The following is a 26,843-nucleotide window of genomic DNA, read 5'->3' as shown; positions in this document are numbered from 1 at the left end:
ATCTTAGAAGTAGCTATGAAGAAAGGACTAGGACATTGGTAAAAAGTGAATCTATCGGATGAAGGATCATCAAGATAGGTTATTCATTTTGCTGATGAATAGATTATGCAAGATAAATTAATTATTCGTGGGGCACGTGCCCACAATTTAAAAAATGTCAATGTTGAAATTCCGCGGGATAAGTTAGTTGTTGTGACTGGTTTGTCTGGTTCGGGAAAGTCAAGTTTAGCATTTGATACGATTTATGCAGAAGGGCAACGTCGTTATGTAGAAAGCTTGTCAGCTTATGCCCGCATGTTTCTTGGAAATATGGAAAAACCTGATGTGGATTCGATTGAGGGTCTTAGTCCAGCGATTTCCATTGACCAAAAAACAACTAGTAAAAACCCTCGCTCTACTGTAGGGACAACGACAGAAATCAATGATTATCTGCGCCTTTTGTATGCTCGTGTGGGTACGCCATACTGTATCAATGGGCATGGTGCCATTACGGCATCGTCTGTTGAGCAAATTGTTGACCAAGTTTTGGAATTGCCAGAACGGACGCGAATGCAGATTTTAGCACCAGTTGTGCGTCGTAAAAAAGGACAACACAAGACGATTTTTGACCGTATTCAAAAAGATGGTTATGTGCGTGTACGCGTGGATGGCGAGATTTTCGACATTTCAGAAGTTCCTGAGTTATCTAAGAGCAAAATGCACAATATCGAAATCGTTGTTGACCGTTTGATTAATAAAGACGGTATCCGTTCGCGCTTGTTTGATTCAGTGGAAGCTGCGCTTCGATTGGCTGATGGTTATGTGATTATTGATACTATGGATGGTATTGAATTGCTCTTTTCAGAGCATTATTCATGTCCTGTTTGTGGTTTTACCGTTCCCGAATTGGAACCACGTCTTTTTTCATTTAATGCACCGTTTGGTTCATGCCCAACCTGTGATGGCTTGGGAAGCAAATTGGAAGTCGATTTGGATTTGGTGATTCCTGATCGTAGTAAAACTCTTCGTGAAGGGGCTTTAGCACCGTGGAATCCAATCTCATCTAACTATTACCCAGCCATGCTAGAACAAGCCATGACTTCTTTTGGTATTGATATGGATACACCATTTGAAAATTTGACAGAAGAAGAACAAAACTTGGTCTTGTATGGCTCAGGCGAGCGTGAATTCCATTTCCACTATATCAATGACTTTGGTGGTGAACGTAATATCGACCTTCCGTTTGAGGGAGTCGTCAATAATATTGACCGTCGTTATCATGAAACAAATAGTGACTTTACACGTAATGTTATGCGTGGTTACATGAATGAATTGCCATGTGCAACTTGTCATGGTTATCGTTTAAATAATCAAGCACTTTGTGTTCGTGTTGGTGGCGAAAATGGCTTAAATATTGGGCAAGTGTCTGATTTGTCAGTTGCTGACCACTTGGAACTTTTAACTCACCTCGAACTCTCTGAAAATGAAAAGACGATTGCAACGCCGATTGTTAAGGAAATCAAAGACCGTCTGACCTTCTTAAATAATGTTGGCTTGAATTATTTGACCTTGTCGCGTTCTGCGGGGACTTTATCTGGTGGTGAAAGTCAGCGTATTCGCTTGGCAACGCAAATTGGTTCAAACCTATCAGGTGTCCTTTATATTTTGGATGAACCTTCGATTGGGCTTCATCAACGTGACAATGACCGGTTGATTTCCAGCTTGAAAAAAATGCGTGATTTGGGCAACACCTTGATTGTCGTTGAACACGATGAAGATACCATGCGCCAAGCTGATTGGCTCATTGATGTCGGACCAGGTGCAGGTGATTTTGGTGGGCAAATTGTTGCCTCTGGAACGCCAGAAGATGTTGCCAAAAATAAAAAATCAATTACAGGGCAGTATTTGTCTGGAGCAAAAGAAATTCCTGTGCCACTAGAACGTCGTAAAGGAAATGGGCGCGTGCTTGGTGTCAAAGGTGCTTCTGAAAATAACCTGCAAAATATTGATGTGACTTTCCCACTTGGTAAATTCATTGCGGTGACAGGTGTTTCGGGTTCTGGAAAATCAACCTTGGTTAACAGTATTTTGAAAAAAGCTGTTGCTCAAAAATTGAATCGCAATTCTGCCAAACCTGGTAAACACAAGGCACTTGAGGGCATTGAAAACATTGAACGCTTGATTGACATTGACCAAAGCCCAATTGGTCGTACGCCGCGTTCAAATCCTGCAACTTACACAGGTGTTTTTGATGATATTCGTGACCTTTTTGCTAAGACCAATGAAGCTAAGATTCGTGGATACAAAAAAGGACGTTTCTCATTTAACGTCAAAGGTGGACGTTGCGAGGCTTGCTCTGGTGACGGAATTATCAAGATTGAAATGCACTTCTTGCCAGATGTTTACGTACCTTGTGAGGTTTGTCATGGCACACGTTATAACAGTGAAACGCTTGAAGTTCATTACAAAGACAAAAATATCGCTGAAATTCTTGATATGACAGTCAATGATGCAGTTGAATTCTTTGCACCAATCCCTAAAATCGCACGCAAATTGCAAACTATCAAAGACGTTGGACTTGGTTATGTCACTCTTGGACAACCAGCCACAACGCTGTCTGGTGGTGAAGCACAGCGTATGAAATTGGCGAGTGAACTTCACAAACGCTCAACCGGTAAGAGCCTTTATATCCTTGATGAACCAACGACAGGACTTCACACAGATGACATTGCTCGTCTGCTTAAAGTCCTTCAACGCTTCGTGGACGATGGAAACACCGTGCTTGTCATTGAACACAATCTTGATGTGATTAAGACAGCTGACCACATTATCGACCTTGGACCAGAAGGCGGTGTCGGTGGTGGACAAATCGTTGCCACAGGCACACCAGAAGAGGTCGCCAAAGTCAAAGAATCCTTCACAGGACAATATTTAAAAGACAAATTGAAATAAAAAATACACTCCGAAAGCTAGTTGAAATCTGGTTTTCGGGGTGTTTTTCATCAACTTTCCTTCATGACTTAAGCTTTTTTGGAAAAAGTCGGTAGAATACAATTGTGTTGGTGTTTTTTTGGTATAATAAATTTAAAATACCTACTAAGGAGAGTTGTATGTTAGCGAGGATTGAGAGATTTGAGGCTAAGTTGAATCAATCAGAGGTTGATGCGTTTTTGGTGACTGGTCAAAATAATATTTATTATTTGACAGGGTTCTGGGGAACGTCAGCAACTGTTTTTATTTCTAAAAGTCGTCGGTTGTTTGTGACGGATGCTCGTTATACCTTGATTGCTAAACAGTCTGTTCAAGGATTTGACATCATTGAAAGTAGAGATGCTCTCCAAGAAATTGTTAAGGTGATTCAGGCGGATAATCTAAAGAAAATTGGTTTTGATAGCCAAGTATCTTTTGCTTATTATCAGACTTTGCAGGGGGTGTTTGCAGGTTATGATTTGGTAGCTATGACGAATTTTATGGAAAAATTGCGCATGATTAAAGATGCTTCTGAAATTGCGACGATTCGTAAGGCTTGTTCGATTTCTGACCGCGCATTTACAGATGTGCTTGATTTCATCAAAGCTGGTCAGACGACTGAACTGCAAGTGGCTAATTTTCTTGATTTTCGTATGCGAGAATATGGCGCCTCTGGTGTGTCTTTTGAAACCATTGCAGCTTCTGGTTACCGCTCTGCCATGCCTCACGGCGTAGCCAGTGAGAAAGTCATCCAATCTGGTGAAACTTTGACACTTGATTTTGGTTGCTACTACAACCATTACGTCAGCGATATGACACGTACTATTCATATCGGTGAGACGACTGATGAGGAGCGTGAAATTTATGACGTAGTTTTACGTGCTAATCAAGCGGTGATTGATTCGGTCAAAGCAGGAATGACACGCCGTGATTACGATAAATTGGCGCGTGATGTGATTGCAAAAGCGGGATATGCTGAGCAATTCACGCACGGTATTGGACACGGTATTGGGCTTGATATTCATGAAATTCCGTTCTTTGGCAATTCAGATGAGTTGGTTGAAGTTGGTATGACGATTACGGATGAACCAGGAATTTACCTTGATAACAAATACGGTGTCCGTATCGAAGATGACTTGGTTGTGACAGAAAATGGCTGCGAAGTCTTAACCTTAGCACCAAAAGAATTGATTGTGTTGTAGAGTTAGATAAGGAGGAAAACGATGACTGATAGACTTTCTTGGGAAGATTATTTTATGGCAAATGCGGAGCTGATTTCTAAGCGTTCGACTTGTGATCGTGCTTTTGTTGGTGCTGTTTTGGTGAAAGATAATCGCATTATCGCAACTGGTTACAACGGTGGTGTGTCAGAAACTGACAATTGTAATGAAGTTGGGCATAAAATGGAGGACGGACATTGTATCCGCACCGTTCATGCTGAAATGAACGCACTCATTCAGTGTGCTAAGGAAGGCATTTCAACCAAAGGTATAAAAATTTACGTCACACATTTTCCATGTATCAACTGTACCAAGGCGCTGCTTCAAGCAGGAATAAAAAAAATTACTTATAAGACTGCTTATCGAATGCATCCATTTGCTATCGAATTAATGGAACAAAAAGGTGTTGAATATGTTCAACATGACGTTCCAGAAGTAAGGCTTGGTATGGCTGACTAAGCAGAATAAGATTTAGACAGCGCTAACACTGTCTTATTCGATAATGAGATCATAAAAGATTTGAGCCATAGCGTATTTTATGGTAGAATGAAGTGATAAATAATTTATAAGAGGTAATTAATAAATGATTGAAGCAAGTAAACTTAGGGCAGGTATGACTTTCGTAACATCTGATGGAAAACTCATCAAAGTTCTCGAAGCAAGTCACCACAAACCAGGTAAAGGTAACACTGTTATGCGTATGAAACTTCGTGATGTACGTACTGGTTCAACTTTTGACACTACTTATCGTCCAGAAGAAAAATTTGAACAAGCAATCATCGAAACACGTGCTGCACAATACCTTTACAAAATGGATGACACAGCATACTTCATGGATACTGAAAGCTACGAACAATATGAAATTCCAGTTGTTAACATAGAACAAGAATTGCTTTACATCCTTGAAAACTCTGAAGTTAAAATCCAATTCTACGGTACAGAAGTTATCGGTGTGACTGTTCCTACAACAGTTGAATTGACAGTTACTGACACTCAACCATCAATCAAAGGGGCTACTGTTACTGGTTCAGGTAAACCTGCAACTCTTGAAACAGGTCTTGTTGTCAACGTACCAGACTTCATCGAAATCGGTCAAAAATTGGTGATTAATACGCAAGAAGGTACTTACCTATCACGTGCCTAAGTTTGCTAGTAGAGCGGGTAGAGAGGGGACCGCTCTCTTTGCTTTTATCCTTATATTTTAAGTTAGAAAGGAATGCTTATGACAACTGAAAATATCGGTGATATTGTTATTTCACCACGAGTACTAGAAGTTATCACAGGTATTGCTGCAACAAAAGTCGATGGCGTTCATTCACTTCGTAATAAAGCTATGACAGACAGTTTCAGCAAAACAGTTTTAGGTAAAGGTGTTTACCTTCAAACAGAAGAAGACGGTACAGTTAATGCAGATATTTACGTTTATCTTCAATACGGTGTTAATGTTCCTGCTGTCTCAATCGCAATCCAACAAGCTGTTAAAGCAGCTGTTTACGATATGGCAGAAGTAACGATTTCATCTGTTAATATTCACGTTGAAGGTATCGTTCCTGAAAAAACACCAAAACCAGATTTGAAAGCATTGTTTGATGAGGATTTCTTGGATGACTAATAATTTTACAAATTCGAGACGAGACCTTCGTGAACGTGCTTTCCAAGCGCTCTTTAGCCTAGAATTTGGTGGAGAATATTTAGCAGCCGTACAATTTGCTTACACTTATGACAAGACAATCGAAGAAGACGATACTATTGATGTTCCTGTCTTTCTTTTAAATCTTGTTAAAGGCGTACAAGATTTCCAATCTGAAATCGACCAACAAATTGAAACACATTTGAAGTCAGGCTGGTTATTAGAACGTTTGACACTAACTGACAGAACCTTGCTTCGCTTGGGGCTTTACGAAATCAAATATTTCGAAGAAACTCCAGGACGTGTAGCGGTAAATGAAATCATCGAAATTGCTAAAAAGTATTCAGATGACACTTCAGCAAAATTTGTCAATGGCTTGTTGAGCCAATTTGTCGTAGAATAATAAAAAGAGCGAAAGTTATAAGCTTTCACTCTTTTTAAGTAGCAACAGTCGGTTATCTAAATAGAAAAACACCAACTATTTTTGTGATAGTTGGTGCTTTTATCTTTAAATACTTCCGCCAGGTAGAAGTGATATTGGTAAAATGTAATCTTTGCTTGTCTTTTCGCCTTTGATTTTCTTTAACAGAACATCCACGATTAGGCTTGCGATTTCATCAATTGGTTGTCGAATGGTTGTCAATTGTGGGAAGAAATTCTCAATAAATGATGTCCCATCATAACCGATAATCTTCAAATCTTCAGGAATATTTAACTCAAGCTGGTGCGCGATTTTCATCGTAAGAATAGCTGTTAAGTCATCTGAAACAAAGATGCCGTCAGGTTTATTGCTTGCGATGATTGACTTGATTTCCATTTCACGGCGAATTGTCGATAAGTTATTAGGAACTTTGAAAATCTTGCCGTCTGGAATTTGGAAAGAAAAACCAAGTGCACGTAGGCCCGTCGGCGAATCGGTGTTGTCATTCCCTGTAATCATGATGATGTTTTCACAGCCATTTTTCTGGAGTGTTCTAGCAGCTAATTTTCCACCTTCGAAGTTATCAGAAGAAATAATTGGGGCATTAGGAGCTAAATTTCTATCAAAAGTGATAATGGGTGCACCAACGTGTTCATAATCATCAATACCGAGGTTATGGCTAGAAGAGATGATACCGTCAACTTGGTTAGCTTCGAGCATTTCAAGGTATTCACGTTCCTTGGCAGGGTCGTTTTGATTGTTGCAAATGATAGCTTTGTAACCATGCTTGAATAATTCGATTTCAAGATATTCGATAAGTTCAGAATAGAAGATATTGCTAATATTTGGGAAAATAAGTCCAATAAGCTGAGCAGATTTTCCTTGAAGTCCACGAGCCAGATTGTTAGGTTTATAACCTAGCGTTTTCATAGCCTCTTGGACTTTTTGTTTTGTCTTTTCTGACAAATAGCCTTTATTATTAATAACGCGTGAAACGGTTGTTGGGCTAACACCAGCTAATTCAGCGACATCTGTTAGTTTTGCTACCATATTAGTATTTTAATTCAAAGTATGTTCCAGTTGGCACACCTGATTTGATTTGAATACCATTTTGTCCTTCTTCAGGGAACACACGGCTGGTAAATACTTTTTCTCCTTTATTAATAAAGATTTCAATGATCGAATTATCTACAAAAATATTGGCACTTGTTTCTTTAGGGTCAATTGAACATTCGCGAGTTGTGCCAAATTCCGTAGCGTATTGAACACCGGCTTTACTGCGGTCAAGGATAATTTTACCGTCTTTAGTATTGACAGTCAAGCTGAGTCCGTTGCCTTTGTCGTCAGCGAAAAGAAGAATTTCAGATTTTTGGTTAGCTGGGAATTGTAATTCAAGCTCGTAAGTATTGTTTGTTTCAGTTTTTGCTGCAAAATTCTCAGATTCAGCACGAAGTGACGTGATAGCTTCAACTGGGTATTGATAGAGTTTCCCATCTCTGATAGAAAGTTCTTTGACAAGGCTCATTGCACCTTGATAATCGTATTTATCCGTTGGGTAGTCAACGTCAGGGAGTCCAATCCAACTGACAATTAAAGTACGTCCATCAGGAGCGTTAAATCCTTGAGTGGCATAGGCTTCAAATCCATAATCAAGGTTTTGAATTTCTGAAGTTCCAACCAATTTTGCATTTGCTGTGTCAAACGCTTGACATACTTTATAAGTATTTGGGTAATTGTTGCCGTAATTTAGTTCTGATTTATCAAGACCTTGCGGGCAGTAAAGTAGCACAGGTTTTTTATCTACAAAAACAAGGTTTGGACACTCAATCATGTACTCTGAACCAGTACCGCCAAAGTCAAGATTGCCAACTTCTTCCCAGTTTTCAACATTGTTATCAACAGCTTTATAAAGCTTAATAATGCCTGATTTATCAAGACTTTGAGCACCGATAATTGTGTAGAATTGCCCTTTGTAATTAAAAATTTGTGGGTCACGGAAGTGATCAGTAACATCGCTAGGCTGATGAATAAGAACATTTTCACATTTTGTAATGTTATAATCTTTATCCATCCAAGCCCCAATTTGAACCGGGTAACGTACCCAGTTTTCATCACGAACATTTCCTGTATACAATAAGAAAAGTTTGCCATCAATTTCATAGGCAGAACCAGAATAAGCCCCGTGGCTATCGTGTTTTGTATCAGGACGAAGCTCAGCCCCAGTTTCATAGAAATGAACCAAGTCATCTGATTCGGTATGAACCCATTTTTTCAAACCATGAGCAGCTCCGAATGGCCAGTTTTGATAGAAGAGTGTGTATTTTCCATTAAAAAAAGAAAAACCATTAGGGTCGTTCAACAACCCAGTTTTTGGCTCAATATGATAGCTGGCATGCCAAGGGGATTGTTTGACATTGTCGTTGATTTTTGCAATCTCGTCTTTGCTCCAATCAGCATAAGCACGGTATCGCACTTCTTGAGGTAGATTCATATTTTTCTCCTTTTGTTAATCTATCTACAACTAATATAGTAAACGTTTTCTGCCTAAAAATCAATTATTTTCCGCAAAAAACAAAAAAATATGATAAACGCTTGACATATTCTTGAAATATGTTAGAATGTAAAAGTAGTCAAGTGAAACGCTTTCACAAAAGATTTACTAAAGAAAATTATAAAAGGAGTTTTTGTAATGGATAACGCACAGATTGCAAAAGAAGTTGTCGCTGCTTTAGGTGGGCGCGAAAACGTGCGTAGTGTCGCACACTGTGCAACGCGTTTACGTGTTATGGTTGTTGATGAAGAAAAAATCGACAAAAACAAAATTGAAAATCTAGATAAAGTTCAAGGAGCTTTCTTCAACTCAGGTCAATATCAAATTATTTTTGGTACAGGTCTTGTTAACAAGATGTATGACGAAGTTGTTGCTCTTGGCTTGCCAACTGCATCAAAAGATGAACAAAAAGCAGAAGTAGCTAAACAAGGAAACTGGTTCCAACGTGCTATTCGTTCATTCGGTGACGTTTTTGTACCGTTGCTTCCAGCTATCGTAGCAACTGGTTTGTTCATGGGTATCCGTGGAGCAATCAATAATGATACAATTCTAGGACTCTTTGGAACAACATCAGAAGCTTTCTCATCTTCAAACTTTTACACTTACACTGTTGTATTGACAGATACAGCATTCGCTTTCTTCCCAGCGTTGATTTGTTGGTCAGCCTTTAATGTATTTGGTGGAAGTCCAATCGTAGGTCTTGTTCTAGGTCTTATGATGGTTAATACGTCACTTCCAAATGCTTGGAATGTTGCTTCTGGAACTGATTCACCTCTTTACTTCTTTGGTTTCATTCCAGTTGTTGGTTACCAAAACTCAGTGCTTCCAGCATTCTTTGTTGGTTTGATTGGTGCTAAGTTAGAAAAATGGTTGCACAAAAAAGTTCCAGATGTTCTTGACCTTTTGGTTGTTCCATTCTTGACTTTCTTAGTAATGTCAGTCTTGGCACTCTTTGTCATTGGTCCAGTATTCCACAGCGTTGAAAATTACGTTCTTGCTGGTACTAAATTCTTGCTTAACTTACCATTTGGACTTTCTGGTCTTATCATTGGTGGACTTCATCAACTTGTCGTGGTTACAGGTGTTCATCACATCTTTAACTTGCTTGAATCACAATTGATTGCTGCTGACGGTAAAGATCCATTCAACGCAATTATCACTGCCGCTATGACTGCCCAAGCTGGTGCAACTCTTGCTGTTGGTGTTAAAACAAAATCTGCTAAACTTAAAGCTTTGGCATTCCCAGCTGCTCTTTCTGCAGGACTTGGTATTACTGAACCTGCTATCTTCGGGGTAAACCTTCGTTTTGGTAAACCATTTATCTTAGGTCTTGTCGCTGGTGCTGCTGGTGGTTGGTTAGCTTCAATCTTTAACCTTGCTGGTACAGGTTTCGGTATCACAATTATTCCAGGTACACTTCTTTACCTCAATGGTCAAGTTCTTAAATACATCATTATGGTTCTTGCTACAACTGCTCTTGCATTTGTCTTGACTTACATGTTTGGTTATGAAGACGAAGAAGAAGTTACTCCAGCTGCTAAAGAAGCAGAAGTTGTTGCTGAACCAGCTCAAACTGGTGTCTCTGCTGAAATAATTGTTAGCCCACTTGCTGGTGAAACAGTTGCTCTTACATCAGTAAATGACCCAGTATTCTCATCAGAAGCTATGGGTAAAGGTATCGCTATAAAACCAAGCGGAAATACAGTTTATTCTCCAGTTGACGGTACAGTTCAAATCGCTTTTGAAACTGGTCATGCTTATGGTCTTAAATCTGACAATGGTGCTGAAGTTCTTATCCACATTGGTATCGACACAGTATCAATGAATGGTGAAGGATTTGCACAAAAAGTTACTGCTAATCAAAAAGTTAAAAAAGGCGATGTTCTTGGAACATTTGATACTGCAGCTATTGCAGCGGCAGGTCTTGATGATACAACAATGATTATTGTGACAAATACTGCCGACTATTCAGAAGTAACTCCAGTTGCAGAAGGTACAGTTGCAGTAGGTACAGATTTACTTGAACTTAAATAAATATACATGTATATTTTAAGAGGTGAATGTTCACCTCTTTTTTATATAGGATAAAGCTTGATTTTACAAGGTTTTGAGCTATTTTTGCTCTTGCGTTATCGCTTTCTTTTGTGTATAATATTTAGTATAAAATTAGCAATTGAGGGAGAAAAAATGACTAAATTATACGGTAGTGTAGAAGCAGGTGGTACAAAATTTGTTTGTGCAGTTGGAGATGAGAATTTCCAAGTTGTTGAAAAAGTGCAATTTCCAACAACAACACCTTATGAAACAATTGACAAAACAGTAGCATTCTTTAAACGTTTCGAAGCTGATTTGGCAGGGATTGCTATTGGTTCTTTTGGTCCAATCGATATTGATGAAAATTCAGAAACTTATGGGTATATCACAACAACTCCAAAACCACATTGGGCGAACGTTGACTTGGTTGGATTGATCTCAAAACACTTTAAAGTGCCAATTTATTTCACAACAGATGTTAACAGCTCTGCTTATGGGGAAACAATTGTTCGTAAAGATGTTAAGAACCTTGTTTATTACACAATCGGTACAGGTATCGGTGCTGGTGCAATTCAAAATGGTGAATTTATCGGTGGTATCGGTCATACAGAAGCTGGTCACGTTTATGTGGCTCCGCACCCACAAGACGTTGCAAACAACTACACTGGTTTCTGTCCTTTCCACAAAGGTTGTCTAGAAGGTATGGCAGCAGGACCATCACTAGAAGGTCGTACAGGTATTCGTGGTGAATTGATTGAGTTGAACTCAGAAGTTTGGGACGTTCAAGCTTACTATATCGCACAAGCTGTCGTTCAAGCCACTCTTCTTTACCGCCCACAAGTTATTGTCTTTGGTGGTGGTGTTATGGCTCAAGAACACATGTTGAAACGCGTTCGTGATAAATTTACTGCTTTGTTGAACGGTTATGTACCAGTTCCAGATGTAACAGAATATATCGTAACACCTGGTGTTGCCGAAAATGGTTCTGCTACTCTTGGTAACTTTGCTTTAGCTAAAAAAGTATCAGAACGCTAATTATTAATGTCATAATAAACCATTTAGATTGGGGAAATCCAGTAGGGCTTTCTTCAATCTTTTTTTATCTGAAATCTTGCGACGTTGATTTAAGGTGTTTTCTTGTTGTTAGGGCAAAAAAAGGGTATAATCGTAGCGGATTAAAACTCTGAAAATAGGAATCATTAAATTTAGATAAGAATTACTCATTTTAATCTTGCGAGCTCATCGCTTCAACGGTGAATTCTTGAATTAGAGCGCTTTTTGTGTTAGAATGTGATGATAAGTTTATCGAAAGGAATTAGGATGGCAAATATTCTACGGACTGTTATCGAAAACGATAAAGGTGAATTAAGAAAATTAGAAAAAATTGCAAAGAAAGTTGAGTCATATGCTGACGCTATGGCAGCTTTGTCTGATGAAGAACTGCAAGCAAAAACACCAGAATTTAAAAAAAGATACCAAAATGGTGAAACATTAGATCAATTGTTACCAGAAGCCTTTGCGGTTGTCCGCGAAGCAGCAAAACGTGTGTTAGGACTTTATCCATACCGTGTTCAAATCATGGGTGGTATTGTTATGCACAATGGTGACATTCCTGAAATGCGTACTGGTGAAGGTAAAACATTGACAGCGACAATGCCTGTTTACCTTAACGCCCTTGCTGGCGAAGGTGTACACGTTATCACAGTTAACGAATACCTCGCAACACGTGACGCTACTGAAATGGGTGAAGTTTACAGCTGGCTTGGATTGTCTGTTGGTATCAATTTGGCAGCTAAATCAGCATATGAAAAACGCGAAGCATACAATTGTGACATAACCTATTCAACAAACTCAGAAGTTGGCTTTGACTATCTTCGTGACAATATGGTTGTTCGTCAAGAAGACATGGTACAACGTCCATTAAACTTTGCATTGATCGATGAAGTTGACTCTGTCTTGATTGATGAAGCAAGAACGCCATTGATTGTTTCAGGTCAAGTAAGTTCAGAAACAAGCCAACTTTATATTCGTGCGGATCGTTTTGTAAAAACATTGACAAGTGTTGATTACACTATTGATGTACCTACAAAAACAATCAGTTTGACTGATTATGGTATTGATAAAGCAGAAGAATACTTCCACGTGGAAAATCTTTATGACTTGGAAAATGTTGCTCTAACGCACTACATTGATAATGCCCTTCGTGCTAACTACATCATGCTTTTAGATATTGATTATGTGGTTAGTCAAATGGGAGAAATCTTGATTGTTGACCAATTTACAGGTCGTACAATGGAAGGACGCCGTTTCTCTGATGGTTTGCACCAAGCTATTGAAGCCAAAGAAGGCGTGCCTATCCAAGAAGAATCTAAAACAAGTGCCTCAATTACTTATCAAAATATGTTCCGTATGTATAAAAAATTGGCTGGTATGACAGGTACTGCAAAAACAGAAGAGGATGAATTCCGCGAAGTTTACAATATGCGCGTCATTCCAATCCCAACAAACAAACCTGTGGCACGTATTGACCATTCAGACCTTCTATATCCAACACTTGACTCTAAATTTAGAGCTGTTGTTGCAGATGTTAAGGCTCGTCATGAAAAAGGTCAACCAGTCTTGGTTGGTACTGTTTCGGTGGAAACATCAGACCTTATTTCTAAGAAATTGGTTGAAGCTGGCGTGCCTCACGAAGTTTTAAATGCGAAAAATCACTTCAAAGAAGCACAAATTATCATGAATGCTGGTCAACGTGGCGCTGTTACGATTGCGACAAACATGGCTGGTCGTGGTACCGATATTAAACTTGGTGAAGGTGTTCGTGAACTTGGTGGGCTTTGTGTCATTGGTACAGAACGTCACGAAAGCCGTCGTATTGATAATCAGCTTCGTGGTCGTTCAGGTCGTCAAGGTGACCCAGGTGAATCACAATTTTACCTTTCACTTGAAGACGATTTGATGCGTCGTTTTGGTTCAGACCGTATCAAGGCATTTCTTGACCGTATGAATCTTGAGGAAGAAGAAGCTGTCATTAAATCTAAAATGTTGACACGTCAAGTTGAATCAGCTCAAAAACGTGTTGAAGGTAATAACTACGATATTCGTAAACAAGTCTTGCAATATGATGACGTGATGCGTGAACAACGTGAAATTATCTACGCAGAACGTCGTGATGTTATCACAGCAGATCGTGACTTATCTCCTGAAATCAAAGCCATGATTAAACGCACAATCAATCGTGCCGTTGATGCTCACAGTCGTTCAGACCGCGAAGAAGGTATCCAGGCAATCTTGAACTTCGCCAAAGCAAACTTGGTTGCTGAAGATTCAATTAGCTTGTCTGATTTAGAAGATTTAGACTTTGAAGCAATCAAAGAAAACTTGTACGAACGTGCTTTGAAAGTTTACGATGCACAAATTGCCAAATTACAAAACCAAGAAGCTGTCATCGAATTCCAAAAAGTTTTGATTTTGATGGTTGTTGACAACAAGTGGACTGACCATATCGATGCTCTTGATCAATTGCGTCAATCAGTTGGTTTGCGTGGTTATGCCCAAAATAACCCTGTTGTTGAATACCAAGCTGAAGGCTTCCGTATGTTCCAAGCAATGATTGGAGCGATTGAATTTGATGTCACACGTACAATGATGAAAGCTCAAATTCACCAAAAAGAACGTGAACATTCATCACAACGTGCAACAACAATGGCAGAAAAGAATATTGCTGCGCAAACTGTTCGTGCTCAAGCTGACAGCGATATTGATTTTTCTAAAGTTAAACGCAATGACTTGTGCCCTTGTGGCTCTGGTAAAAAATTCAAAAATTGCCATGGTCGTAAACAATTTTAAAAAGTCGATAGAAAATTCTGAAAAATCAATTGAAAACCCGCCTGAAAATGGTATAATAGAAAAAATCTAAAGTTTCTATCCAGGAGAGGAAAATTCATGTCATTTAAAGCAACAAGTAAAAAGATTAATTTCGATGCTCTCAAGGAAGAATCTGCCTTAACAGGTGACGTTTTAGCTAAAAAAGAAGCACGTGATCGTGAACTAGAAGCTATTATTAAGGGTGAAGATGACCGTGTTATTTTGGTCATCGGTCCTTGCTCATCTGATAATGAAGAGGCTGTTCTTGAATATGCACACCGTTTGGAAAAACTTCAAGAAGAAGTTAAAGATCGTGTCTTTATGGTTATGCGTGTCTATACAGCAAAACCACGTACAAATGGTGATGGCTACAAAGGCTTGATGCACCAACCTGACACGTCAGAAGCACCAAGCTTGATTAATGGTATCAAGGCTGTACGTAACCTTCATTATCGCGTTATTTCAGAGACAGGATTGACAACAGCAGACGAAATGCTTTATCCTGAAAATCTTCCATTGGTTGATGACTTAGTTTCTTATATTGCTATTGGTGCGCGTTCTGTTGAGGACCAACAGCACCGTTTTGTGGCATCAGGTATCAGCGTTCCAACGGGAATGAAAAATCCAACATCAGGTAACTTGAATGTTATGTTTAATGGTATTTATGCTGCGCAAAACAAGCAATCTTTCCTATTTAACGGCGAAGAAGTTGAAACGTCAGGTAACCCATTAGCACACGCAATCCTTCGTGGTGCAACTAATGAGTATGGTAAAAATGTACCAAATTATTATTATGACAATGTTATTGATACGATTGAGCAATATGAAAAAATGGGCTTAGAAAATCCATTTATCGTTATTGATACAAACCATGATAATTCAGGTAAACAATATTTAGAACAAGTTCGTATCGTCCGTCAAACATTGATTAACCGCGATTGGAATGAAAAAATTAACAAATATGTTCGTGGTTTCATGATTGAATCTTACTTAGAGGATGGTCGTCAAGATACGCCAGAAGTATTTGGTAAATCTATTACTGACCCATGTCTTGGTTGGGAAAATACAGCACAACTTGTTCACGAAATTTATGACACATTAGGTAAATAATCTATGGGAATACATCAAAAAAGTGCAAAAATTGATATTGCACAAGTAAAAGAACTTTCAAAATTAGAAGGTGATTTTCTTGCTAAGAAAGCTGTGCGTGATGCAGAATTGGCAAAAATCATCACCGGTGAGGACAATCGTATCCTTTTGGTTATCGGTCCTTGTTCATCTGATAATGAAGAGGCTGTTCTTGAATACGCTAACCGCTTAGCGAAACTTCAAGAGGAAGTTAAAGACAAAATCTTTATCGTTATGCGTGTTTATACAGCGAAACCACGTACAAATGGTGATGGTTACAAAGGATTGATGCATCAACCTGATACCTCAAAATTGCCTGACCTTATCAATGGTATTGCTGCGGTTCGTCATCTTCACTATCGTGTTATCACAGAAACTGGCTTAACAACAGCAGATGAGATGCTTTATCCAGCAAATCTTCCATTGGTAGATGACTTGGTCTCTTATCATGCTATTGGTGCACGTTCTGTTGAGGATCAAGAACATCGTTTTGTGGCATCAGGTATTGATGTTCCGACAGGTATGAAAAATCCGACATCAGGTAACTTGAACGTTATGTTTAACGGTATTTATGCCGCACAAAATAAACAAAACTTTATTTATCATAACGCTGAGGTTGATACTGACGGAAATCCATTGGCACACGTGATTCTTCGTGGAGCAACGAATGAACATGGCGAAAATGAACCAAATTATTACTACGATGATTTGTTGAAAGCTATTGAGCTTTATGAGAAAATGGGCTTAGAAAATCCATTTATCGTTGTTGATACAAATCATGATAATTCAGGGAAAAATTACCTTGAACAAATTCGTATCGTTCGTCAAACATTGATTAATCGTGATTGGAATGATAAGATTAATAAGTACGTTCGTGGTTTCATGATTGAATCTTACTTAGAAGATGGTCGTCAAGATGCACCAGAGGTATTTGGAAAATCTATTACAGACCCATGTCTTGGCTGGGAAAAAACAGAACAACTTATCCGTGAAATTCATGCCACACTAAGTCATGATTCTTTTGAAGAATTGCTATTCTAATAATTGAATAACCTATGGGGCTGGGGAATTTTCTCAGCTCCTTAGTTTTGGAAATCATTAAGCGGTTAAGCTGATAAAACGTTTGAATTGGTAAAAAATCGTTTTTCATAAAGGAGACGTATGATTATTGGTCACGGTATTGATTTGCAGGAAATTGATGCAATCAAGCGAGCCTATGAGAGAAATAACAGATTTGCTAAGCGAGTGTTGACAGACAAAGAATTCCAATGTTTTTTGGAGCAAAAAAGCACGAAACGACAGATGGAGTTTTTGGCGGGACGCTGGGCGGCAAAAGAAGCCTTTGCAAAGGCAATGGGAACTGGGATTGGAACACTTAGTTTTAAGGATATTGAAATTTTAAACAACCAATTAGGTGCTCCTGTGATTACCCGGTCACCTTTCTCAGGGAAGTGCTTTATTTCACTTTCTCATACAGGAAACCTTGTTCAAGCCAGTGTTATTTTAGAAGATAATAAATAGCTGAACAATGAAATTGAAACAAAAACATTCAAAAAAATTTCTAGCTTTGGAGGAGATAAAATGATTTCAAGTTTACACAGACCAACAAAGGCTGTCATTGATTTAGATGCTATTTGTCAAAATATTGATGCGGTTAAAGCCAATATACCACAAGATAAAAAAGCTTTTGCAGTTGTTAAAGCCAATGCTTATGGACACGGTGCCACAAACGTAGCGCAAGCTATTCATCATCTTGTGGATGGATTCTGTGTGTCAAATATTGATGAAGCTTTGGAATTACGTGAAGCAGGTATTGAGGAAACAATCCTTATTTTAGGTGTTATTATGCCTGATGAGGTGGCTTTGGCGCGTGATTACCATGTTACTTTGACAGTTGCTAGTCAAGAATGGCTTGATTTGGCAAATGAACAAGGTATTAGCTTAGCTGGTTTGGACGTTCACTTGAAAGTGGATTCTGGTATGGGGCGAATCGGTGTGCGCAGTCTTGATGAAGCAGAAAATGTGATTGCGAATTTGAAAAAAGCTGGGGCTAACGTTGAAGGTATCTTTACGCATTTTGCAACAGCAGACGAAGCTGACGATACGAAATTCAATGAACAGTTGGAATTCTTTACGAATTTGGTTAACAATTTGAGCGACAAGCCTGGCATTGTCCATGCTAGTAATTCAGCAACAAGTATTTGGCATAGTGAAACTATTTTTAACCTTGTTCGACTTGGAATTGTCATGTATGGATTGAATCCAAGTGGAACAGAGCTTGATTTGCCTTATCCGCTTAAACCAGCGCTTAGTTTGGAATCATCATTGGTTCATGTTAAGATGATTCCTGCTGGTGCAACGGTTGGCTACGGTGCGACCTATACTGCTCAAAAAGAGGAATATATCGCGACTGTTCCAATCGGTTACGCAGACGGTTGGACACGTGATTTACAAGGTTTTTCAGTGCTTGTGAATGGTGAATTTTGTGAAATCGTTGGACGCGTGTCAATGGATCAAATTACCATTCGCTTGCCAGAAAAACTTACAATCGGAACGAAAGTTACTTTGATTGGTCAAGAGGGCGATAAGGTTATTTCAGCGACAGATTTGGCTCAAAAACGTGGCACAATCAATTATGAAGTTCTTTGTCTATTGAGTGACCGTATTCCACGTGTTTATTCAAAATAAATGATAAAAAGATTCTATCTTGCTGTAAGAAACTTGCGGCGATTTAGAATCTATTTTTTGTTATAATAGTAGCAAAGTGAGGTCATATGAATTTACAATCATCAATTGTGGAATTAAAAGGAGTGGGGGCTAAGTCAGCGGAAAAATTTTATAAGTTAGATATTTATACCATTGAAGATTTACTGCTGTACTATCCTTTTCGATATGAAGATTTTAAGAGCAAGCGTGTTTCAGAGCTTACTGATGGGGAAAAAGCTGTCATTACGGGAACGGTTGTGACACCTGCCAATGTGCAATATTATGGTTATAAGCGTAATCGTCTGTCGTTTAAAATCAAGCAGGGCGAAGCGGTTATTGCGATTTCTTTTTTTAACCAGCCTTATTTAGCAGATAAAGTCGAGCTTGGCAGCGATATCGCGATTTTTGGAAAATGGGATGCCCTAAAATCAGCGGTGACTGGTATGAAAATTTTAGCGCAAGTTGAAGATGATATGCAGCCAGTTTACCGTGTTGCTCAAGGTATTTCACAAAATGCACTGGTCAAAGCTATCAAATCAGCTTTTGAAATTGGTGCTCAGAATTGGTTGCCTGAAAATTTACCGCAGGTGCTTTTGGACAAGTATCGTTTGCTAGGGCGTGCTCAAGCAACGGCTGCTATGCACTTTCCAAAAGATTTAGCTGAGTATAAACAAGCACTTCGTCGGATTAAATTTGAAGAACTGTTCTATTTCCAAATGAATTTGCAAACTTTAAAGGCAGAGAATAAATCAGAAGCTAACGGTTTGGCGATTGCTTATGATGAGCAAAAAGTTGCTGATAAGATTGCAGCTCTGCCATTCACCTTGACGGGTGGGCAAAGACGCAGTCTTGATGATATTTTGGTGGATATGCGTTCTGGTGGTCATATGAATCGTCTCCTGCAAGGGGATGTTGGTTCTGGTAAGACGGTTGTGGCTAGTCTTGCTATGTATGCTGCTTATACGGCAGGTTTTCAATCAGCTTTGATGGTACCAACGGAAATTTTAGCGGAGCAGCATTTTGAAAGTTTGACCCAGCTTTTTCCAAATTTGTCTATTGCAATTTTAACATCAGGGATGAAAACAGCAGCCAAACAAGCGGCACTTTTGGCGATTGCGGATGGTTCGGTAGATATGATTGTTGGTACGCATGCGCTGATTCAAGATGCGGTAACTTACCACCGCTTGGGGCTTGCCATTACTGATGAACAACACCGTTTTGGTGTCAATCAACGTCGTGTTTTCCGTGAAAAGGGCGAAAATCCAGATGTGCTCATGATGACTGCGACACCAATTCCACGGACACTTGCTATTACGGCATTTGGTGAAATGGACGTTTCGATTATTGATGAATTGCCTGCAGGACGCAAACCGATTATCACGCGTTGGGTTAAACATGAACAGTTGGAAGTTGTGCTTGATTGGGTCAAAAAAGAATTGCAAAAAGGAGCACAAGCCTATGTGATTTCACCTTTAATTGAAGAATCTGAATCACTTGATTTGAAAAATGCTGTTGCCTTGCACGAGGAATTATCAGCCTATTTTGCGAATAGTGCAACCGTAGCGCTCATGCATGGTCGCATGAAAAATGACGAAAAAGAAGCTATCATGCAAGATTTTAAGTCACAAAAAAGTCAGGTTTTGGTATCGACAACCGTCATTGAAGTTGGTGTTAATGTCCTAAATGCGACCATTATGATTATCATGGATGCTGACCGTTTTGGACTTAGCCAGTTGCATCAGCTTCGTGGACGAGTTGGGCGTGGAGATAAACAATCTTATGCTATTTTAGTTGCCAATCCCAAAACACAAACAGGAAAAGAGCGCATGAAAATTATGACAGAAACAACGGATGGTTTTGTTTTAGCAGAAGCCGACCTTAAAATGCGTGGTTCAGGTGAGATTTTCGGTACACGCCAATCAGGAATTCCAGAATTCCAAGTGGCAGATATTGTCGAAGATTACAATATTCTCGAGGAAGCTAGACGCGTTGCAAGTCAGATTGTTTCCGAAAAAGATTGGCAAAATAATCCACAATGGCAAATTGTTAGCCAAAATCTCAAAGACAAAGGAACTTTCGATTAAGGTTTATGAAAGTTTTCTGCAAGGATAGGTTAAGCTTTGCTTCTTATAATGACCCTATCAAATGAAATGAGAGGCAAAGCTTATGACAGTAAAAGTAACCTACAAAAAGTATTTTGCCAAAAAAATTCATGTGAAACCAGCTTACGGAAAGTAAGCTGAAAAAAGAGTACTCTTTTTTGACAAAACGCTATGGCAGTAGGGTAAAATCCCATGATAAGACACATAAGACCATAGAAAATATGACTCATTGTCAACTGTAGTGGGTGACTTATAGCTAAACACGAGAGGAGACGAAATGCGTCTTCTCTTTTTGCATGTTTAAAGCGATAAAGATACGTTTTTTAAAGTTGTCAAAGTTCCTGAATCCAAAGGCATTACGCTTGATGTCTTTGATGAGTTTGTTGGTTGCCTCCAGTTTGGCGTTAGAATAAGGAAGCTCAATAGCGTTTATGACGTGTTGCTTGTGGTGAAGGATAGTTCTCAGAGCTGTTTTAAAGGTTTGATTGAGATGTGGTAAGGCTTCTTCAATCAAGTCAAAGAAGTAGTCAGCGTTTTTCTCTTGCAGGTGGAACAGTAGGAGCTGGTAGAGGTCATAATACCCTTTCAACTCAGGGACAAGGTGGAATATCTCGGTCAAACATTCTTTTGGTGTGAGCGTTTCTCCAAAAGTCCTTGAACGAAAGCTGTTTAGAGAGAGTTTACGACTGTCTTTCAGCACGGATTTCCAGTAGTATTTGAGGGCACGATATTCTAAAGATTTCTTGTCGAACTGTTTCATAAGTTGAATACGTGTGTGATTAAGAGCACGGCTCATGTGTTGAACAATGTGGAAACGGTCAATAACAATCTTAGCTTTGGGAAAGAGCTTAGGAATCATCGGGATGTAGCTGCCAGACATATCAACGGTAACGACTTTCACGCTGTTCCTAGCCTCTTTAGAATACCTGAAGAAATGATTGCGAATGGTTGTTTGTGTCCGATTCTCAAGGATGGTGATGATTTTCTTGGTCTCAAAATCCTGTGCAATGAAGGCAAGCTTTCCTTTTTGATACGAAAACTCATCGATGGAGAGGATTTCAGGCAGACGAGAGAAGTCCTCTTTGAAAGTGAATTCCCTGAGTTTTCGGTGTACGGTAGAGGTTGAAATCGCTAAATCCTGAGCAATGTGTGTTAAGGCTTGACGATTGACCAAGGCTTGCGCGACCTTCTGTCTGAGAGGTTCAGAGATTTGACAGTTTTTCTGTACCAAGCTGGTTTCAGAGACGGTTACCTTACGACAATTCTTGCATTGAAAACGCCGTTTCTTGAGCCTAATAAGACTGGGGAAGCCAGCCACCTCAAGAAATGGTATTTTCGATGGCTTTTGGAAGTCATATTTTATCTGTTTTCCCTGACAGTGATTACAGTTTCCAGGAGCGTAGTCCAGTGTAGCTATCATCTCAATGTGTGTCTTATGTTTCAAAACTTTGTTCAACGTGATATTTTTGTCTTTAATTCCAATCAATTGTGTAGTATGATAGAGTTGTTCCATATGATGCTTTCTAATGTGAGTTTGGTCGCTTTTCATTATAAGTCATATGGGACTTTTTGTGTATATTCAAAAAGCCCTATAATTCCACAGTGGAGTTACCCACTACAGAAATTATAGAGCTAAAATATCGAGCTCAGCTGACGGTGGCTGGGCTTTTTTGGTGCTTTTAAAGTTAATTTTTAGGTCAAAACGTCAGAATGCTGCAAAAAAATACAAAAATATCGAAAATCAATAAAAAAAGTGTTGCAAAACATAAAAATTGTGATTTACTAAACATATCGAAAAACGATAAAATATTTTCGAAAAAGAATAATTACATATTGTAAAACGGATTTAAAAACTGAGCTCACAACAAATCCAAGAAAAATATTTTTTAGGATATTTATCATGAACACAAAAACTATCGAAAACATTACAAAAACAGTCGCTAAAGTCGCTATCAATCTTGCAACTATCCTTCTGCTTTGGTTTCACATATTTACGGTTATGATACTGTCCACGTTGGTCATTATGGTGTCATTGATTGGTCAATCGGTAAGGAAACGAACACATGGTTGTTGACTGCTTTAAACATTCTAACAAACAGCACTATCATCTATGGTCTTGCAAAATTAAAAGCATTTATTTCAGAATTTACTATCAAAGAAGTTTTAACTTATAAAACATATCTTTTCTTGAAATGTGCTACTATCTACACATTTGTTGTCTCATTGCTTCAAAATACCTTGGCAACATCTCTCAACCAAGCAAACATTATCTTTGACTTTTCAATCTGTGGCTACATCCTACTAGCTACTTTGGCAGTTAAATACTTCCGCACACGTCGCTTAGCTCAATAAAAAAGGATACGATTTAAGGAGAACACCATGAAAAAAACAAACTATAAAGCCTTGAAAATTGCTAATATTTTTATCAATATTGTGATTGCTGTTATTGTCATATCAACGATAATCGCTATTGGACTTTCGGTGACTCAATCACATTTAGCTTTGACTAATCAAGTAGGCAATAGCATTGTATTTGATATTAACATTCCAGAAAAACTGGTACATTCGCCAGCTTTTATTGGCTTGACTGTTATTGTTTCTGCTCTTTGGATTGCTTTGCTTGTTTGGGTTAAAATGTTCTTTCAAAATATTATTGATAATCGCATTTTTACTCAAGATAATGTTAAACTAGCGCGTTATGTTGAATATAATTTTATCGCTTTGGCATTTTTAGATAGCTGGTTTCAAAGTTTATGTTCTGGTTCGGAGGTGCTTAACCTTGTTAATGTAGCATACTTGGTGGCTGCTTTTGTAGTCTGGGTATTCTCAATGATTTTAAAAGAAGCAAGTATCATCGCTGAAGAAAACGAATTTACGATTTAACGGAGGAAGCATATGATTCGAATTAATCTTGATGTTGAGCTGGCAAAGCGAAAAATGAAATCTAAGGAATTGGCGGAACGTATTTGGATTACGAATGCTAATCTCTCTATTCTTAAAACAGGAAAGGCTAAAGCTGTTCGGTTAACGACTTTAAATGCTATTTGCCGTGAATTGGGTTGTCAGCCTGAGGATGTTTTAGAATGTATTCCTGATTAATAAAAAATCTGAGACACTGTCTGTCAGTTTGGCAGAATCAATGTTTCAGATTTTTTTATATTAATTAACCTTCAATGTATTCTTTGAGGGCTTGTCCTTTTAAGCCAGCATTTAAGGCAATGAGCAATTTCAAGCGTGCTTTTTGGGCGTTGAGTTCTTTGACAAACATGACACCAGCTTTGGCGAGTTGAACACCGCCACCTTCATAAGCATAAACTGGCTCGGTGATTCCGTTGAAACAACGTGAAACGAGAGCAACAGGTACACCTTGTTTGATTAAATCAACGATTTCTTGAGCTGCGCGTGGTGGCACATTTCCAGCACCAAGGGCTTCGACAACAACACCACAGACATTGCTAGGATTTAGGAAACTGATAATGCCGTCTCCTCCCATACCAGCGTAAGCTTTTACAATAGGAACCGTCCCTGAAATATCCTGCAAATCAAAACGGACACGTGGGTCGGTCGTTCTAAAGAAAAGAATGTCATGTTTTGTAATCAGACCAAGTGGACCGTGGATTGGTGTTTGAAAGGTTGAAACGTTAGTAGTATGCGTTTTTGTGACGTATTTGGCTGCGTGAATCTCATCGTTCATGACAACGAGAACACCTTTTCCGATAGCTTGGTCATGACTAGCCACACGAAGGGCACTAAGATAATTATAAACACCGTCACTACCAAGCTCATTTGATGAGCGCATAGCACCCGTTAGGACAATAGGAATATTGGGAATTTCCATTGTATCAAGAAAATAAGCCGTTTCCTCTAGGGTATCTGTGCCATGAGTGATGACAATGCCGTCATAGTTATCAGCGTTTTTTTTAATCTCTTGGTAGAGTTTTAGCATATGTTTAGGTGTAATGTGCGGGCTTGGAACATTAAAAAAATCAACTGCCGTCACTTGAATGTTTTCAAGATTAACCCCAACATGATTCATTGGATTATCAGTATCTGGGCGGACATTGCCTGCTTCATCAGCGTGCATAGAAATGGTACCACCAGTATGCAGAACAAGGATTTTTTTCATTATTATAAAACTTCCTTTAAAAATATGTTATAATCTATTTTAACATAAAGATGGAGGGCAAGGAACCGATTTGGCGATAAAAGCAGTCTTTTTTGATATTGATGGAACTCTTTTAAATGACCGAAAAAATGTGCAACAATCAACACAAAAAGCCATTAAAAGTTTGAAAAAACAAGGAATTTTTGTTGGTCTGGCGACAGGGCGCGGACCAAGTTTTGTACAACCGTATCTTGAAAATCTTGGCTTGGATTTTGCGGTAACCTATAACGGGCAATATATTTTTACACGTGATCAAGTGCTTTATCATAATCAATTGCCTGTTTCAACCATTTATCGTATTATTCGTTATGCGAGTGATAGACGCCGTGAAATTTCTCTGGGAACGGCATCTGGTTTAGTTGGCTCACGTATTATTGATATGGGAACTAGTCGTTTTGGACAAGTGGTTAGCACGATTGTCCCAAAACGTTGGGCAAAAGCGGTGGAGCGTAGTTTTAAACATCTGATTCGTCGTTTCAAACCGCAAAATTTGAACAATCTGTTAACCATTATGCGCCAGCCAATTTACCAAATCGTTCTTATTGCAACTGAAGGTGAGACTGATGAGATTCAGGAAGCTTTTCCTTATATCAAAATCACACGTAGTAGCCCTTATTCTGCGGACTTAATCTCAAAAGAACAATCAAAGATAAAAGGGATTGAGCGTTTGGGTGAGATGTTTGGTTTTGAATTAACTGAAGTCATGGCATTTGGTGATTCTGATAATGATATTGAGATGTTATCAGGTGTCGGTATTGGTGTGGCTATGGGAAATGCCAAGAGCTCGGTCAAAGAACTCGCTCACTATACAACTGATAGCAATAACAATGATGGCATTTCAAAGGCCTTGGCTCATTACGGCTTAATTCATTTTGAAGTTGAAGAAAGTTTTGAAAGTCAAGACGAGAATTTCAATAAAGTTAAGGATTTTCATCATCTTATGGACGGTGAGACTTGCGAAACACCACGATTGTACGGCAGTGAAGAGGCAACACATCGTTCTGATTTTAAAGTGGAAGAAATTGTCGAATTTTTACATGCGGCAAGTAAGGGGAATCCAGAAGCGTTTGAAAAATCGATATCAGATTTGCATGCTGCCATTGATAAAGCAGTAAATAAAGTACGAAGTAAAGAACATCCAGAAACACCGCTGGTTGGTCAGGTAGATGCTTTGACGGACTTGTTATATTTGACCTATGGTTCATTTGTTTTGATGGGAATTGACCCAAAACCATTTTTTGATACGGTTCATGAAGCCAATATGGGAAAAATCTTTCCTGACGGGAAAGCACATTTTGACTCTGTAACACATAAAATTTTGAAACCAGATAATTGGGAAGAGCAGTTTGCGCCTGAACCTGCTATCAAACGTGAACTTGACCGCCAAATTCAAAAATCATTAAATCGTAAAAAAAGAAACCAAGCTAGTCATTAACTAACTTGGCTTTTTTGTAATTATAGAAGATTGATTAAAAATTATTATTAAAGAGTATCGATATGGCTCAAGACTTAGAAAGTCTTTTCGCTATCACGAACAACTAACAAATCGACTTTTGCATGACGCATGATATATTCTGATGAAGAACCGATAAGAAGTCGTTCAAAGGTGTTGAGACCAGTTGCCCCAACCATAATCAAGTCAACTTTTTCTTTGTCAGGAATATCTCGTGCTAGGAGAGTTTTAGGATTACCAAATTCGATAACTTGTTTGACTTTCGTTAATCCTTTTTCGCGTGCTTGTTGCTCATAATCGTTCAATACATCTTTTGCTTCCTGTTCGAGATTTTCATAAATGTTAGTATCGAAAGTAGCAACACTTTGAAGTGCGCGTGTATCAATAACGTGTGTTAGTAGCAACTCAGCATTATTGCGCAGTGCAATGTTTACTCCTTTTTTAAAAGCCAATTCTGATTCATGAGAACCATCAATCGCAATTAAGATTCGTTCATAATGATGTGACATAACTGCCTCCTTAATTATGCTAGTAAAAGCGTGAAGTGACCGAAAAAATAGGATTAATAAGAAATCTTGGCTTTAGTGACCTAAGGTTAGTTATCCGTATGCTGTCTT

23 protein-coding genes are annotated in these 26,843 nt (G+C 38.7%); 18 read left to right on the top strand and 5 right to left on the bottom strand.

The window, feature by feature from the left end; all coding sequences use genetic code 11:
• Nucleotides 1-105 precede the first annotated feature (105 nt).
• From uvrA to nusB, 6 genes are all read left to right on the top strand, one after another.
• The gene (gene uvrA, locus SMA_RS08820) at nucleotides 106-2,931 is read left to right on the top strand and encodes an excinuclease ABC subunit UvrA (protein ID WP_014295226.1); all 2,826 of its coding nucleotides are present in this window, start codon (nucleotides 106-108) and stop codon (nucleotides 2,929-2,931) included.
• A 158-nt stretch (nucleotides 2,932-3,089) separates the two neighbouring features.
• Nucleotides 3,090-4,151: a M24 family metallopeptidase gene (locus tag SMA_RS08815; RefSeq protein ID WP_014295225.1), complete on the top strand. Its 1,062-nt coding sequence runs from the start codon at nucleotides 3,090-3,092 to the stop codon at nucleotides 4,149-4,151.
• A 21-nt stretch (nucleotides 4,152-4,172) separates the two neighbouring features.
• Nucleotides 4,173-4,628, top strand: coding sequence for a deoxycytidylate deaminase (locus SMA_RS08810; protein WP_014295224.1), 456 nt, complete (start codon nucleotides 4,173-4,175; stop codon nucleotides 4,626-4,628).
• A 124-nt stretch (nucleotides 4,629-4,752) separates the two neighbouring features.
• A complete protein-coding gene (gene efp / locus SMA_RS08805) occupies nucleotides 4,753-5,313 on the top strand; it encodes an elongation factor P (RefSeq protein WP_014295223.1) in 561 nt (186 codons plus the stop codon).
• A 78-nt stretch (nucleotides 5,314-5,391) separates the two neighbouring features.
• Entirely contained in the window at nucleotides 5,392-5,781 is a 390-nt protein-coding gene (locus SMA_RS08800) for an Asp23/Gls24 family envelope stress response protein (protein WP_012962452.1), read from the top strand.
• Entirely contained in the window at nucleotides 5,774-6,202 is a 429-nt protein-coding gene (gene nusB / locus SMA_RS08795; protein WP_014295222.1) for a transcription antitermination factor NusB, read from the top strand. Before SMA_RS08800 ends, nusB begins: the two co-directional genes overlap by 8 nt.
• A gap of 105 nt (nucleotides 6,203-6,307) precedes the next feature.
• Here nusB and SMA_RS08790 read toward each other — a convergent pair whose 3' ends face one another.
• Nucleotides 6,308-7,270, bottom strand: coding sequence for a LacI family DNA-binding transcriptional regulator (locus tag SMA_RS08790; RefSeq protein ID WP_014295221.1), 963 nt, complete (start codon nucleotides 7,268-7,270; stop codon nucleotides 6,308-6,310).
• A gap of 1 nt (nucleotide 7,271) precedes the next feature.
• A complete protein-coding gene (locus tag SMA_RS08785) occupies nucleotides 7,272-8,711 on the bottom strand; it encodes a sucrose-6-phosphate hydrolase (protein WP_014295220.1) in 1,440 nt (479 codons plus the stop codon).
• Nucleotides 8,712-8,909: 198 nt separating this feature from the next.
• On the opposite strand from SMA_RS08785, the gene SMA_RS08780 reads away from it, so the two are divergent.
• The 8 genes from SMA_RS08780 to recG all read left to right on the top strand — a co-directional run bounded on the left by SMA_RS08780 (nucleotide 8,910) and on the right by recG (nucleotide 20,590).
• Complete coding sequence (locus SMA_RS08780) at nucleotides 8,910-10,805, top strand: sucrose-specific PTS transporter subunit IIBC (protein ID WP_014295219.1); 1,896 nt, start codon at nucleotides 8,910-8,912, stop codon at nucleotides 10,803-10,805.
• 153 nt (nucleotides 10,806-10,958) lie between these two features.
• Complete coding sequence (scrK, locus tag SMA_RS08775; RefSeq protein WP_014295218.1) at nucleotides 10,959-11,840, top strand: fructokinase ScrK; 882 nt, start codon at nucleotides 10,959-10,961, stop codon at nucleotides 11,838-11,840.
• 285 nt (nucleotides 11,841-12,125) lie between these two features.
• Nucleotides 12,126-14,654 (top strand): preprotein translocase subunit SecA, encoded by a 2,529-nt coding sequence (gene secA / locus SMA_RS08770; protein ID WP_014295217.1) that lies wholly within the window; start codon nucleotides 12,126-12,128, stop codon nucleotides 14,652-14,654.
• 96 nt (nucleotides 14,655-14,750) lie between these two features.
• A complete protein-coding gene (locus SMA_RS08765) occupies nucleotides 14,751-15,782 on the top strand; it encodes a 3-deoxy-7-phosphoheptulonate synthase (protein WP_014295216.1) in 1,032 nt (343 codons plus the stop codon).
• A 3-nt stretch (nucleotides 15,783-15,785) separates the two neighbouring features.
• Nucleotides 15,786-16,841 (top strand): 3-deoxy-7-phosphoheptulonate synthase, encoded by a 1,056-nt coding sequence (locus SMA_RS08760; protein ID WP_014295215.1) that lies wholly within the window; start codon nucleotides 15,786-15,788, stop codon nucleotides 16,839-16,841.
• Nucleotides 16,842-16,961: 120 nt separating this feature from the next.
• Nucleotides 16,962-17,321, top strand: coding sequence for a holo-ACP synthase (gene acpS / locus SMA_RS08755; RefSeq protein ID WP_014295214.1), 360 nt, complete (start codon nucleotides 16,962-16,964; stop codon nucleotides 17,319-17,321).
• Between the two features lie 60 nt (nucleotides 17,322-17,381).
• A complete protein-coding gene (gene alr, locus SMA_RS08750) occupies nucleotides 17,382-18,488 on the top strand; it encodes an alanine racemase (protein ID WP_014295213.1) in 1,107 nt (368 codons plus the stop codon).
• An 86-nt stretch (nucleotides 18,489-18,574) separates the two neighbouring features.
• Nucleotides 18,575-20,590: an ATP-dependent DNA helicase RecG gene (recG, locus tag SMA_RS08745; RefSeq protein WP_014295212.1), complete on the top strand. Its 2,016-nt coding sequence runs from the start codon at nucleotides 18,575-18,577 to the stop codon at nucleotides 20,588-20,590.
• 274 nt (nucleotides 20,591-20,864) lie between these two features.
• Here recG and SMA_RS08740 read toward each other — a convergent pair whose 3' ends face one another.
• Nucleotides 20,865-22,121 (bottom strand): ISL3 family transposase, encoded by a 1,257-nt coding sequence (locus SMA_RS08740; RefSeq protein WP_014293804.1) that lies wholly within the window; start codon nucleotides 22,119-22,121, stop codon nucleotides 20,865-20,867.
• A gap of 464 nt (nucleotides 22,122-22,585) precedes the next feature.
• Here SMA_RS08740 and SMA_RS08735 point away from each other — a divergent pair, with 464 nt between their 5' ends.
• Genes SMA_RS08735 through SMA_RS08725 form a run of 3 tightly spaced genes read left to right on the top strand, consistent with a single transcriptional unit; the run spans nucleotide 22,586 to nucleotide 23,707 of the window.
• Nucleotides 22,586-22,960: a hypothetical protein gene (locus SMA_RS08735; RefSeq protein ID WP_223246316.1), complete on the top strand. Its 375-nt coding sequence runs from the start codon at nucleotides 22,586-22,588 to the stop codon at nucleotides 22,958-22,960.
• A 27-nt stretch (nucleotides 22,961-22,987) separates the two neighbouring features.
• On the top strand, nucleotides 22,988-23,491 hold the full coding sequence (locus SMA_RS08730; protein WP_014295211.1) for a DUF2975 domain-containing protein: 504 nt from the start codon (nucleotides 22,988-22,990) through the stop codon (nucleotides 23,489-23,491).
• A gap of 12 nt (nucleotides 23,492-23,503) precedes the next feature.
• Nucleotides 23,504-23,707: a helix-turn-helix domain-containing protein gene (locus SMA_RS08725; RefSeq protein WP_014295210.1), complete on the top strand. Its 204-nt coding sequence runs from the start codon at nucleotides 23,504-23,506 to the stop codon at nucleotides 23,705-23,707.
• Nucleotides 23,708-23,771: 64 nt separating this feature from the next.
• Here the strand turns inward: SMA_RS08725 and SMA_RS08720 are convergent, their stop codons facing one another.
• Nucleotides 23,772-24,734, bottom strand: a complete 963-nt coding sequence (locus SMA_RS08720; protein WP_014295209.1) for an asparaginase — start codon at nucleotides 24,732-24,734, stop codon at nucleotides 23,772-23,774.
• 70 nt (nucleotides 24,735-24,804) lie between these two features.
• Between SMA_RS08720 and SMA_RS08715 the strand changes: the two genes are divergently transcribed.
• Entirely contained in the window at nucleotides 24,805-26,208 is a 1,404-nt protein-coding gene (locus SMA_RS08715) for an HAD-IIB family hydrolase (protein WP_014295208.1), read from the top strand.
• 74 nt (nucleotides 26,209-26,282) lie between these two features.
• Here the strand turns inward: SMA_RS08715 and SMA_RS08710 are convergent, their stop codons facing one another.
• Nucleotides 26,283-26,735, bottom strand: coding sequence for a universal stress protein (locus tag SMA_RS08710; RefSeq protein ID WP_014295207.1), 453 nt, complete (start codon nucleotides 26,733-26,735; stop codon nucleotides 26,283-26,285).
• Nucleotides 26,736-26,843 lie beyond the last annotated feature (108 nt).

The sequence above is a fragment of the Streptococcus macedonicus ACA-DC 198 genome (assembly GCA_000283635.1).
GTDB classification, from domain to species: Bacteria; Bacillota; Bacilli; order Lactobacillales; family Streptococcaceae; genus Streptococcus; species Streptococcus macedonicus.
The sequence above is the reverse complement of the archived record's forward strand: the minus strand, read 5'-3'. Positions and strand labels throughout refer to the sequence as shown.